Genomic DNA, 12,495 nt, shown 5'->3' on the forward strand with positions numbered 1-12,495 from the left:
TGAGGTTGTACGACGATACGTGCGGGGCTGTGGAAAAGTCGCGGTGACTGTGCGTGAGCGGATGCATCCTGGACGCATGACGGATCTCTCGGGCCTTGAAGCGGAGCTGCGCAGGGTCGTCCGGGGCGAGGTCGGGTTCGACACGACGTCCCGGGCGCTGGTCACCATGGACGCGTCCAACTACCGGCGTGTCCCGCTGGGAGTGGTCGCGCCGAGAGACGAGGACGACGTGGCCGCCGTCCTGGAGGTGTGCCGGACGCGCGGGGTGCCCGTGGTCGCGCGCGGCGGGGGTACGTCGATCGCCGGGCAGGCGACCGGTACCGGTGTCGTGCTGGATTTCACCCGGCACATGAACGGGCTGCTGGAGCTGGACCCGGGCACCCGCACCGCCGTCGTCCAGCCGGGCCTCGTCCTCGACCGGCTCCAGGAGGCCGCCGCCCCGCACGGCCTGCGCTTCGGCCCCGACCCGTCCACGCACAGCCGGTGCACGCTCGGCGGGATGATCGGCAACAACTCCTGCGGTTCCCACTCGGTCGCCTGGGGAACCACCGCGGACAGCGTCCGCGAACTGTCGGTCATCACCGCGCGCGGGCGGCGGCTGCGGCTCGGGCAGGACTGGGCGGGCGCCCCGGACGGGCTGCGCGCCCTGGTCGAGGGCGACCTGGCCCGGCTGCGCACCGGCTTCCCCGAACTGCCGCGCCGCATCTCCGGGTACGCGCTGGACGCGCTGCTGCCCGAGAAGGGCGCCGACGTGGCCCGCTCCTTCTGCGGCTCCGAGGGCACCCTGGGCATCCTCACCGAGGCGGTCGTACGGCTGGTGGAGACGCCACGCGCGCGTGCCCTCGCCGTCCTCGGGTACGCCGACGAGAGCGCCGCGGCCGAGGCCGCCGCGGGCCTGCTGTCGCACCGGCCACTGACCGTGGAGGGCATGGCGGCCGACCTGGTGCCCTCGTCCGCCGGGCTGCCGCGGGGCGGCGCCTGGCTGTTCGTGGAGGCCGGCGGCGAGTCGGCGGCGGAGGCACGCGCGCATGCGGAGGCGATCGTCCGCGCGGCCGACGTGGTGGACGCCGCCGTGGTGACGGACCCGGCGGCACAACGGGCTCTGTGGCGCATCCGCGAGGATGCGAGCGGACGGGCGACGCGGATGCCGGACGACGGCCGCACCTCCCTGTCCGGGGGAGAGGCCTGGCCCGGCTGGGAGGACTGCGCGGTGCCCCCCGCCCGGCTCGGCGCCTACCTGCGGGACTTCCGCGCCCTGCTCGCCGCCCACGGCCTGCACGGCACGCCGTACGGCCACTTCGGTGACGGCTGCATCCACGTCCGCATCGACTTCGACCTGCTCACCGACGCCGGCGTCGCCCGCTTCCGGCGCTTCTCGGAGGAAGTGGCCGACCTGGTCGTGGCCCACGGCGGCTCGCTGTCCGGGGAGCACGGCGACGGACAGGCGCGGGCCGAGCTGCTGCCGAGGATGTACGGGGACGAGATGGTGCGGCTCTTCGAACGGGCCAAGGGCATCTGGGACCCCGACGACCTGCTCAACCCCGGCATGCTGGTCCGCCCGGCCCCGCTGGACACCAACCTCCGCTTCGCCGCGCTGCCCCGCGAACCCGTGCCGGTGGCCTTCGGCTACCCGGCCGACGGCGGTGACTTCCGCGCCGCAGTCCGCCGCTGCGTCGGTGTGGCGAAGTGCCGTACGACGACGGTGTCCGGCCCCGCCGTCATGTGCCCGTCCTTCCGCGCGACCGGCGAGGAGGAGCACTCCACGCGCGGGCGGGCCCGGCTGCTGCACGAGATGCTCGCCGGTGAACTGGTCACCGACGGCTGGCGGTCCACGGAGGTCAGGGACGCCCTCGACCTGTGCCTGTCCTGCAAGGGCTGCCGCTCGGACTGCCCGGTCGGCGTCGACATGGCCACCTACAAGGCGGAGTTCCTGCACCACCACTACGCGGGCCGCCGCCGCCCCGCCGCGCACCTGTCCATGGGCCGGCTGCCGGAGTGGCTGCGCTGGACGTCCCGGCTGCGCATGGCTCCGCTGCTCAACTCGCTGGCTTCGGTGAGGCCGTTGACGTGGGCGGGGAAGCGGCTCGGGGGGATCGCGCCCGAGCGGGAGATCCCCCGGCTGGCGCCGGAGACGTTCACCCGCTGGTGGCGGCGGCACAGGCCACGCCCGGACGAGGACGGAAACGGGAACGGGAACGGCGACCTCGTCGTCCTCTGGCCGGACACCTTCACCGAGCACCTCTCCCCCTCCGTCGGCCGGGCCGCCGTACGCGTCCTGGAGGCCGCCGGGCTACGGGTGGCACTCCCGCCGACCCTGCAACTGCCCAGGGGGCACCGCATCGGAGACGGAAGGTCGAGATCCCCGCTCTCCCTGCTGCCGGCCCGCCGGGCCCGGGTCTGCTGCGGCCTGACCTACGTCTCCACCGGCCAACTCGACCGCGCCCGGACGGTGCTGCGCCGCACCCTGGACCTGATGGAACCGGTGCTGGAGGCCGGGGTACCGGTGGTCGTCCTGGAACCGAGCTGCGCGGCGGCCCTGCGCACCGACCTCCCGGAACTCCTCCACGACGACCCCCGCGCGACCCGGCTCGCGGCAGCGGTCCGTACCTTCGCCGAGACACTGGAACAGCACGCCCCGTACTGGACCCCACCACCCGTGAACCGCCCGGTCGCCGGCCAGACCCACTGCCACCAGCACGCGGTCCTCGGCGACACGGCCGACCGGCGCCTGCGCGAGTCGGCGGGCCTCACCGGGGAACTGGCCGGCGGCTGCTGCGGCCTGGCGGGCAACTTCGGCTTCGAGAAGGGCCACTTCGAGGTGTCCCGGGCCTGCGCGGAGGAACAGCTCCTGCCGGCGGTGCGGCACGCCCCGGAGGGGGCGGTGATCCTGGCGGACGGGTTCTCGTGCCGTACGCAGCTGGAACAACTGGGGGGCGTACGCGGGCGACACCTGGCGGAGGTGCTGGCAGAGGCTCTGGAGAAGGAAACGAAGGAGTGAGGTGACCAAGATCGTCTGCCTGGAGGTTGCCCCTCGTAGGGTGACGGGAACGATGACCTCGAAGGAGTCCCGAGCATGACCCTCACCCTGCGACCCATCAGCCGCGCCGAGCATCTTGAGTTCGTGGCGGGCCGGGTTTCGGCCAGCCACATGCAGCTGCCGTCGTGGGGCGACGTGAAGCCCGACTGGCGGGCGGAGAGCGTGGGGTGGTTCGAGGGGGACGGACGGCTCGTCGGGGTGGGGCTGGTGCTGCTGCGGCCGTTGCCGAAGGTGAAGCGGTATCTGGCGTATCTGCCGGAGGGGCCGGTCATCGACTGGGACGCGCCCGATCTGGAGCGCTGGCTGGAGCCGATGCTGGCCTACCTGAAGGGCAAGGGCGCGTTCTCGGTGAAGATGGGGCCGCCCGTCGTCGTACGGCGGTGGAGCCCCGAGGCGGTCAAGGCCGCGATCGCCGACCCGGACGCGCGACGGCTGCGGGACGCGGAGGCGACGTCGTACGAACCGCGGGCCTTCGACCTCGCCGACCGGCTGCGCCGCATGGGCTGGCAGCAGACCGAGCCGGGGAGCGAGGAGGGGTTCGCGGCCGGGCAGCCCCGGTATGTGTGCCAAGTTCCGTTCGCCGGGCGGTCGTTGGAGGAGATCCATCGGGGGCTGAATCAGCAGTGGCGGCGGAACATCAAGAAGGCTGAGAAGGCCGGCGTGAAGGTCGTACGCGGGGGTTACGACGAGCTGCCGCTCTTCTATGAGCTGTACCGGGAGACGGCCGAGCGGGACCGGTTCATCCCCCGCCCGCTGCCCTACTTCCAGCGCATGTGGAGCGCCCTCGCCGCAGAACACCCCGACCGCATGCGGCTGTACCTCGCCCACCACGAAGGCGACGTCCTGGCCGCGGCCACGATGCTGATCGTCGGCGGGCACGTCTGGTACTCCTACGGCGCCTCCACCAGCCGCAAGCGCGAGGTGCAGCCCAACAACGCCATGCAATGGAGGATGATGGCCGACGCCCACGAACTGGGCGCCCACGTCTACGACTTCCGGGGCATCACCGACACCCTGGAGGAGTCCAACCATCTGCTCGGCCTGCTCCGCTTCAAGGTGGGCGCCGGTGGTGAGGCCGTCGAGTACCTGGGGGAGTGGGACTTCCCGCTGAACCGGCTGCTGCACAAGGCGCTCGACGTCTACATGGCCCGGCGCTGACCGAAGGCCCATCGGCTGCGCGCCCGCTAGCCGAGCCCTGTGTCGCGCTGTCCGCTCGCGGCGAGCAGCGGTGTCGTATCCACCATCTGGGACAGTTCCATAAAGGGTTCACGCTCCTGTCCAAGTCTATTACCCTGGACCTGGTAGTACATCGCGATGAACGAACCCGATCGAGCAGCTGGGACCGCCCGTGACCACCTCAAGCACCGCCACGCCGACCCCGGTCGCCCCCGTCGGAACGCCAAGCAGGTTCGGCTCGCTCGGGCCGGTCGGGCTGGTGCTCGCGGGGGGCGTCTCGGTGCAGTTCGGCGGGGCGCTCGCGGTGACCCTGATGCCCCGGGCCGGTGCCCTCGGCGTCGTCACCCTGCGCCTGTGCGCGGCGGCCGTCGTGCTCCTCCTGTTCTGCCGTCCCCGGCTGCGCGGCCACTCGCGCTCCGACTGGGGCACGGTGATCGTCTTCGGTATCGCCATGGGCGCCATGAACGGCCTCTTCTACGAGGCGGTCGCCCGCATCCCGCTCGGCCCCGCGGTCACCCTCGAAGTGCTCGGCCCGCTGGCCCTGTCCGTGCTGGCCTCGCGGCGGGCGATCAACGCCGTGTGGGCGGCGCTGGCCCTCGCCGGTGTCTTTCTGCTGGGTGGCGGAGGCTTCGGCGAGCTCGACCCCGTAGGTGTCGGCTTCGCCCTGGGCGCGGGCGCCATGTGGGCGGCGTACATCGTCTTCAGCGCCCGTACGGGGCGCCGCTTCCCGCAGGCGGACGGGCTGGCCCTCGCCATGGCGGTCGCGGCCCTGCTCTGCCTCCCCGTGGGCATCGCCGAGGCGGGCACCCGGCTGCTCGACCCGACCACCGTGGCCCTCGGCTCGGCGGTGGCCCTGCTCTCCTCCGTCGCGCCCTACACCCTCGAACTCCTGGCCCTGCGCCGCCTGCCCGCCTCCACCTTCGCCATCCTCATGAGCCTGGAACCGGCCCTCGCGGCCACGGCCGGCCTCCTGATCCTCGGCCAGTCCCTCTCCGCGACCGAGGCCGCCGCGATCGCCCTGGTCATCGCGGCGAGCATCGGCGCCATACGGACACATGTGGGCCGGGGGAAGGCTCACGCGTTTTCTTAGGCATCCGTGGTGCTTCTTCATGCGCTGTCGTCGTTCTGCTTTGTCCGGTGCCGGTGCCGGTGCCGGTGTCGTATGGGAGTGCGTGATTCGGATGCGTGACCTTTCGCGGGGGCTGTCGTTGATCGGATGACAGCATCGGGACGGGCAGGGGGTGGAGCGTTGGGCCGGAAGCTGCCGCTCGCCGAGGGCGAGGCCTCCCGCACCGCGTGCGCCCGTGGCGTGCTGCGCCGCGGAGTGGAGGAAAAGAGCGGCGAAGCTCTGGGCCAGGCGGTGCTGGCGGAGCGGGTCGGCTGGTGTGCCGCGCTGGTGTCCGCCATGGCAGCGGAGCTGCTGGCCGGGCACTGGAATGCCCAGGATGTGGGCGCGCTGGCCTCGGGGTTGGATGCCGGGGGCCGGAAGCTGCCGTCGAACGCGTGGATGGCGCTGCGCCGCCTCGGCTGGACCGTGGCCGCACCTGGGGGTGTGAAGGTCAACGACCGGATCGTGCGCATGGCTCAGGAGCAGGCCGGACGCCTGCTGCGGTCGGCCACGTGGCGTGCCGACCTGACCGCCGAAGTGCTGGCCACGTGGCCCGCAGACCCGCATGAGCGCACCGCCGATGAGTGGGAGCAAGTGCGCGCTGCCCTGCCCGGCGGGCAGCAGCTCCCCTCCAGTGTCATCAACGGCCGCACCCGGCAGATCATCTCGTTCGCCCAGGCCAATGGGCGTCTGCCTGTTGATGTGTTCGAGCTGGAGGGCGTGCCGCGGGCGGCGCGGATGCTGCTGCTGTCTGCGTGTGACGGGCAGCAGGCCACCATCGAGCGCCACGCGGACGATCCGGGCAGGGCGGTGCTGCGGCTGCAGCTTCCCGTCCGGCCCGACCCGGCCGGATACCGGGACTGGACGTGGGTGGCCTGCCCCGTCACGCTGCCCCCTACGGTCCCGGCCGCCGCGGTGCTGCACCTGCCCACCCTGCGCAGGGACGGCGACACGGTACGCGCGGACTGGGCCTACACCCACGCAGTGCCGAAAACCCGGCGCACCGGTCACACCGTCGCGCTCGGCGTGGACTGGGGCCTGAACACCCTCCTGTCCGCCGGGACGGTCCGGCTGCACGACGACGGACGGATCACCGCCCTGGGGGCCGGTGCCCAGTTCCGGGCCGCCGGTGTCCTCGCCGAACAGCACCGCCTGCGCCGCCATGGCGAGCACCTGCACACCAAGGCCGACCGCCACCAGCACCTCACCGACGGCCGCACCCAACACGGCCTCCCCCCGAACACGCCGCTGGAGGGCAGGCAGCGCGTCATCCGTGACGAGATCCGGCACGTGTCCGCTCGCCGGTCGAACCTCAATGACGCCCTGGCCTGGGCCGCGGCACGCTGGACCGTGGACCAGGCCATCGCAGCCGGGGCGAGCGTCATCTACCTCGAAGACCTGCGGTCGATGGAAGCCCGGGGCATGGGCCGCACCCTGAACACCCGCCTCTCCCAGGCGGCACGCGGGAAGATCGCCGAGCGCATCCGGCACCTGGCCGCCGAGACCGGCATCGCCGTCGTCACCGTTCCCGCCCGCGGCACCTCCAGGCACTGCCCGAACTGCCTGACCCCGCTACGGCACCACAAAGCCCCCGACCGGCCCACCACACCCGGATGGAAATGGGCGCTGTGCCCGGGCTGCGGCTACCAGGGCGACCGCGACCACGGCGCGTGGAAACGCATCGCCGCACGCGGCCTCACCCACCAGACCAAAACGATCGCCGACCGCACCACCGGCACCATGGTCATCCGGTCCGTGGTCCACAGCCTCGAAACCCGCGCGGTCATCACACCGACCACACCGACCGTGCCGAAGACAAGCCGGGACCGGTCCAAGACCGGACCGACCCGGCGACGTTCCACACGCCCCGCGCCCAGGCGACGCAGGGCACCCTCCCCCACCGGACCTGACGGACTGGCGGGCCAGTGTCCGGAGGGACACGCTCACACGGACCGGCCCCGGCTGCCCCGCGCAGCCCACCGGCACCAGGGCGTGAAGACGATCAGCACACCCACCAACCGGCACCAGCCGCGAGGGGCAGCACTGGGCGCGGGATTCCATCTCCACGCCCACGCCACCCCTCCACGATGGGAAAACCCGCTGCCAGACACCACGTCTGACACAGGATCACTAAGCTGATCAGAGACGCTGTCGTACCGGAGGCCTGACGGTCAGCCGGCGGGCTTCTCCCAGACCGAGACATGGCCGCGGCTCTCGCCGGTGAAGGGCCGCCGCGTCCAGTCCTCCCACCGGTCGCACAGCCGCATTCCGGCCAGCCGGGCCATCAGGTCCAGCTCGGCGGGCCACACGTACCGGAACGGGATCGAGCGGTGCGAGCCGTGGCCTTCCGCGACCCTGACATGGTGCGAACTCATCGACTGGGTCGCGACGTCGTACACGTCGAAGCCGAGCCGGTCGCCGCCCACATGGAACGGCACCGCGGCCTGTCCGGGCGGAAGTCTGCGCAGGTCGGGGACCATCACCTCCACCACGAACCGGCCGCCGGGCGCCAGCTGGCCCGCGACGTTGCGGAAGCAGTCCACCTGGGCGTCCTGTGACGTCAGGTTCATGATCGTGTTGAAGACCAGGTAGGCCACGGAGAAGCCGCGGCCCTCCCGGGCCGTGGCGAAGTCGCCGATCGTCACCCCGATCGCCTCGCCGCCCGGCTTGGCCCGCAGCCGGGCCACCATCGCCAGGGACAGGTCGATGCCGTGCACCTCGACGCCGCGCCGCGCCAGGGGCAGCGCGATGCGCCCGGTGCCGATGCCCAGTTCCAGCGCCCGGCCGCCCGCGGCCAGCTCTGTCAGCAGGTCGACCGCCGGCTCCACGACCCGCGCGTCGAACATGTCCGCCGCCGACTCGTCGTACGTCCTCGCGACGGACTCCCCGAAGTAGCCGTCGCCGTCCACGTCCTTAACTCCGACGTCCTCGTCGTCATCGAGCATCCGACGACCGTACGGCCCCAGACCCGTCCGGTGCGCCCGATTTTCCAGCGGTCCTCCGCAGTCTTGTCGGCCAAATTCATGCAAGCATGCTTGATTGTTTCTGGTCTCACTGACATGCTCCCCCCATGTCTGAGCCGACGCCCGTCTTCGACGACCTGCGCGAGGAAAGTGGAGAACTCGACCGTCTGGTGGCCGAGTTGAGCGAAGAGCAGTGGGGGCTCGCGACGCCCGCCGCTCGCTGGAGCATCGCCCACCAGATCGCCCACCTGCACTGGACGGACCGGGCCGCGCTGCTCGCCGTCACGGACGAGGGGGGTTTCCAGGAGGTCGTGAAGCAGGCGCTCGCGGCCCCCGGCTCCTTCGTGGACGACGCCGCCGAGGAAGGCGCCCGGATCCCGCCCGCCGAGCTGCTGTCCCGGTGGCGCGAGGGACGCGCCACGCTGGACCGGGCGCTCCGGGCGGCCCCCCACGGCGCCCGCTTCCCCTGGTTCGGGCCGCCCATGTCGGCCGCCTCCATGGCCACCGGCCGCCTTATGGAGACCTGGGCCCACGGTCAGGACGTGGCGGATGCGCTGCATATGGTGCGCCCACCCACCGACCGGCTCAGGCATGTGGTCCGCATCGGGGTACGCGCCCGGGGCTTCGCCTTCAGCGTGCACGGGCTGCCCGTGCCGCAGGAGGAGTTCCGCGTCGAGGTGACCGCCCCCTCCGGTGACGTGTGGACGTACGGCCCCGAGAACGCCGCGCAGCGGGTCACCGGAACCGCCCTCGACTTCTGCCTCCTCGTCACCCAGCGCGCCCACCGCGCCGACCTCGCCGTACGCGCCGAGGGCCCGGACGCCGACCGCTGGCTCGACATCGCCCAGGCCTTCGCCGGACCGGCCGGCACCGGCCGCCCGCCCAAGGAGGCCGGGCGGTGACGGCGGGCGGCCCCCTGCGCATCGGCAACTTCTCCGGTTTCTACGGCGACCGTTTCGACGCCCTGCGCGAGATGCTCACCGGCGGCGAGGTCGACGTCCTCACCGGCGACTACCTCGCCGAACTCACCATGCTCATCCTGGGGCGGGACCGCCTCAAGGACCCGGCCGCCGGATACGCCCGCACCTTCCTGCGGCAGCTCGAAGACTGCCTCGGGCTGGCCCACGAGCGCGGCGTACGGCTCGTCGCCAACGCCGGCGGCCTCAACCCCGCCGGACTCGCCGACGCCGTACGGGAGTTGGCGCAAAAGCTAGGCATCCCCGTCCGGGTCGCGCACGTCGAAGGTGATGACCTCACCGCCGCCCACCCGGGCACCCTCGCCGCCCACGCCTACCTCGGCGGCTTCGGCATCGCCGAATGCCTGCGGGCCGGTGCCGACATCGTGATCACCGGGCGGGTGACCGACGCCGCCCTCGTCACCGGACCCGCCGCCGCCCACTTCGGCTGGCAGCCGGGGGAGTACGACCGGCTGGCGGGCGCCGTCGTCGCCGGGCACCTGCTGGAGTGCGGGCCGCAGGTCACCGGCGGCAACTACGCGTTCTTCGGGGAGCGCGGGGCGGGGGCCGTGCGCCGGCCCGGCTTCCCGCTCGCCGAGATCCACGCCGACGGCAGCAGCGTCATCACCAAGCACCCCGGCACCGGCGGCTTCGTCGACGTCGGCACGGTCACCGCGCAGCTGCTGTACGAGACCGGCGGCGCCCGGTACCTCGGGCCCGACGTCAGCACCCGGCTGGACACCGTGCGGCTGAGCCAGGACGGGCCGGACCGGGTGCGGATCGACGGCGTGCGCGGGGAGGCCCCGCCGCCCACGCTCAAGGTCGGGCTGAACCGGCTCGGCGGCTTCCGCAACGAGGTCGTCTTCGTCCTCACCGGGCTCGACATCGAGGCCAAGGCGGCGCTCGTGCGTGAGCAGCTCACCGACGCGCTCGCCAAGTCACCGCCCGAGGACGTCCGTTGGGACCTCGTGCGCACCGACCGGGCCGACGCCGACACCGAGGAGACCGCCAGCGCCCTGCTGCGGCTCGTCGTACGGGACCCGGACCAGCGGACCGTCGGGCGGGCGCTCAGCGGTGCCGCGATCGAGCTGGCGCTGGCCAGCTACCCCGGCTTCCATGTGCTCTCCCCACCCGGGAAGGGCGCCCCCTATGGGGTCTTCGAGGCTGTGTACGTCCCCCATGGCGCCGTCGACCATGTGGCCGTCCTCCATGACGGACGCCGGGTCACCGTGGCCCCGCCCCAGGACACGCTCGCGCACGACGCCGTACCGCAGCCCCCGCTCGCCGAGCCCGTCCCGCCCGGCCCCACCCGCCGCGCCCCCCTCGGCCTCATCGCCGGGGCCCGCAGCGGGGACAAGGGCGGCAACGCCAACGTGGGGGTCTGGACCCGCTCGTCCGCAGACGACGCAGCTTGGCGTTGGCTCGTGCACGAGCTGACCGCCGAACGGTTCCGTGAGCTGCTGCCCGAGACCCGGCACCTGCCCGTCACCCGGCACGTGCTGCCGAACCTCCGTGCCCTCAACTTCGTGGTCGAGGGCATCCTCGGTGCGGGCGTCGCCTCCCAGCACCGCTTCGATCCGCAGGCCAAGGCCCTCGGCGAATGGCTGCGCTCCCGCCACCTGGACATCCCGGAGGCCTTGCTGTGACGGTTCTCCAGACCGCTCTCGACACCACCAGCCCCGACTACCAGTCCCACCGCGAGACCATGCTCGCCAAGCTCGCCGACCTGGAGGCCGAGCACGCCAAGGCCCTCGCGGGCGGCGGCGAGAAGTACGTCCAGCGGCACCGGAAGCGCGGCAAGCTGCTCGCCCGCGAGCGCATCGAGCTGCTGCTCGATGCGGACACCCCGTTCCTGGAACTGTCCCCGCTGGCCGCCTGGGGCAGCGACTACACCGTCGGCGCCTCCGTGGTCACCGGCATCGGCGTGGTCGAGGGCGTGGAGTGCCTGATCACCGCCAACGACCCGACCGTGCGCGGCGGCGCCAGCAATCCGTGGACCCTGAAGAAGTCCCTGCGCGCCAACGACATCGCCCTCGCCAGCCGGCTGCCCTGCATCAGCCTGGTGGAGTCGGGCGGTGCGGATCTGCCGTCCCAGAAGGAGATCTTCATCCCGGGCGGCGCCGTCTTCCGGGACATCACCCGCCTCTCCGCCGCCGGCATTCCCACCGTCGCCGTCGTCTTCGGCAACTCCACGGCCGGTGGCGCGTACATCCCCGGCATGTCCGACCACGTGATCATGGTCAAGGAGCGGGCGAAGGTGTTCCTCGGCGGTCCGCCGCTGGTGAAGATGGCGACCGGCGAGGAGAGCGACGACGAGTCCCTCGGCGGCGCGGAGATGCACGCGCGCGTGTCCGGTCTCGCCGACTACTTCGCCGTGGACGAGCTGGACGCCCTGCGCCAGGCCCGCCGCGTGGTCGCCCGCCTCAACCACCGCAAGGCGTACGGCGATCCGGGCCCGGCCGCACCGCCCAAGTACGACCCCGAGGAACTGCTCGGCATCGTCCCCGGCGACCTCAAGACGCCCTTCGACCCGCGCGAGGTCATCGCCCGCCTGGTCGACGGCTCCGACTTCGACGAGTTCAAGCCCCTGTACGGCACCAGCCTCGCCACCGGCTGGGCGGCCCTGCACGGCTACCCCGTCGGCATCCTGGCCAACGCGCAGGGCGTCCTGTTCAGCGAGGAGTCGCAGAAGGCCGCGCAGTTCATCCAGCTGGCCAACCAGCGCGACATCCCGCTCCTCTTCCTGCACAACACCACCGGCTACATGGTCGGCAAGGAGTACGAGCAGGGCGGGATCATCAAGCACGGCTCGATGATGATCAACGCGGTCAGCAACAGCCGGGTGCCGCATCTGTCGGTGCTCATGGGGGCCTCGTACGGCGCCGGGCACTACGGCATGTGCGGGCGCGCCTACGACCCCCGCTTCCTGTTCGCCTGGCCCAGCGCCAAGTCGGCCGTCATGGGCCCGCAGCAGCTCGCGGGCGTGCTGTCGATCGTCGCCCGGCAGTCGGCGGCGGCGAAGGGGCAGCCGTACGACGACGACGCGGACGCGGCCCTGCGCGCCATGGTGGAGCAGCAGATCGAGTCCGAGTCGCTGCCGATGTTCCTGTCCGGGCGGCTGTACGACGACGGCGTCATCGACCCGCGCGACACCCGCACCGTCCTCGGCCTGTGCCTCTCCGCGATCCACACCGCCCCCTACGAGGGCGCGCGCGGCGGCTTCGGCGTCTTCCGGATGTGAGGGACCCAGTGAAC

The 12,495-nt window shown here is 72.4% G+C and carries 8 protein-coding genes; 7 read left to right on the forward strand and 1 reads right to left on the reverse strand.

The features are described from left to right. The first annotated feature begins 76 nt into the window (after nt 1-76). The 4 genes from ACWD35_RS09655 to ACWD35_RS09670 all read left to right on the forward strand — a co-directional run bounded on the left by ACWD35_RS09655 (nt 77) and on the right by ACWD35_RS09670 (nt 7,460). Entirely contained in the window at nt 77-2,998 is a 2,922-nt protein-coding gene (locus tag ACWD35_RS09655) for an FAD-binding and (Fe-S)-binding domain-containing protein (RefSeq protein WP_451350613.1), read from the forward strand. 75 nt (nt 2,999-3,073) lie between these two features. After that, nucleotides 3,074-4,195: a lipid II:glycine glycyltransferase FemX gene (locus ACWD35_RS09660; RefSeq protein ID WP_451350614.1), complete on the forward strand. Its 1,122-nt coding sequence runs from the start codon at nt 3,074-3,076 to the stop codon at nt 4,193-4,195. 190 nt (nt 4,196-4,385) lie between these two features. Next, entirely contained in the window at nt 4,386-5,303 is a 918-nt protein-coding gene (locus ACWD35_RS09665; protein ID WP_451350615.1) for an EamA family transporter, read from the forward strand. Nucleotides 5,304-5,462: 159 nt separating this feature from the next. Further along, entirely contained in the window at nt 5,463-7,460 is a 1,998-nt protein-coding gene (locus tag ACWD35_RS09670; protein WP_451350616.1) for a zinc ribbon domain-containing protein, read from the forward strand. A 32-nt stretch (nt 7,461-7,492) separates the two neighbouring features. Here the strand turns inward: ACWD35_RS09670 and ACWD35_RS09675 are convergent, their stop codons facing one another. Then, on the reverse strand, nt 7,493-8,266 hold the full coding sequence (locus ACWD35_RS09675) for a class I SAM-dependent methyltransferase (protein WP_451350617.1): 774 nt from the start codon (nt 8,264-8,266) through the stop codon (nt 7,493-7,495). A 125-nt stretch (nt 8,267-8,391) separates the two neighbouring features. On the opposite strand from ACWD35_RS09675, the gene ACWD35_RS09680 reads away from it, so the two are divergent. From ACWD35_RS09680 to ACWD35_RS09690, 3 genes are read left to right on the forward strand one after another with little or no spacing between them, the layout of a single operon-like run. Then, nucleotides 8,392-9,186, forward strand: coding sequence for a TIGR03084 family metal-binding protein (locus ACWD35_RS09680; RefSeq protein ID WP_451350618.1), 795 nt, complete (start codon nt 8,392-8,394; stop codon nt 9,184-9,186). Further along, nucleotides 9,183-10,886: an acyclic terpene utilization AtuA family protein gene (locus tag ACWD35_RS09685; protein ID WP_451350619.1), complete on the forward strand. Its 1,704-nt coding sequence runs from the start codon at nt 9,183-9,185 to the stop codon at nt 10,884-10,886. The genes ACWD35_RS09680 and ACWD35_RS09685 overlap by 4 nt, the downstream gene beginning before the upstream one ends. Beyond that, complete coding sequence (locus tag ACWD35_RS09690) at nt 10,883-12,481, forward strand: acyl-CoA carboxylase subunit beta (protein ID WP_451350620.1); 1,599 nt, start codon at nt 10,883-10,885, stop codon at nt 12,479-12,481. The genes ACWD35_RS09685 and ACWD35_RS09690 overlap by 4 nt, the downstream gene beginning before the upstream one ends. Nucleotides 12,482-12,495: the final 14 nt, after the last annotated feature.

This window comes from Streptomyces sp. NPDC002671, assembly GCF_053592475.1.

Bases quoted from the DNA above. Each gene is read 5' to 3' on its own strand.
- ACWD35_RS09680 (WP_451350618.1), top strand. From the start codon at position 8,392: ATGTCTGAGCCGACGCCCGTCTTCGACGACCTGCGCGAGGAAAGTGGA.
- ACWD35_RS09655 (WP_451350613.1), top strand. From the start codon at position 77: ATGACGGATCTCTCGGGCCTTGAAGCGGAGCTGCGCAGGGTCGTCCGG.
- ACWD35_RS09675 (WP_451350617.1), bottom strand. From the start codon at position 8,266: ATGCTCGATGACGACGAGGACGTCGGAGTTAAGGACGTGGACGGCGAC.
- ACWD35_RS09660 (WP_451350614.1), top strand. From the start codon at position 3,074: ATGACCCTCACCCTGCGACCCATCAGCCGCGCCGAGCATCTTGAGTTC.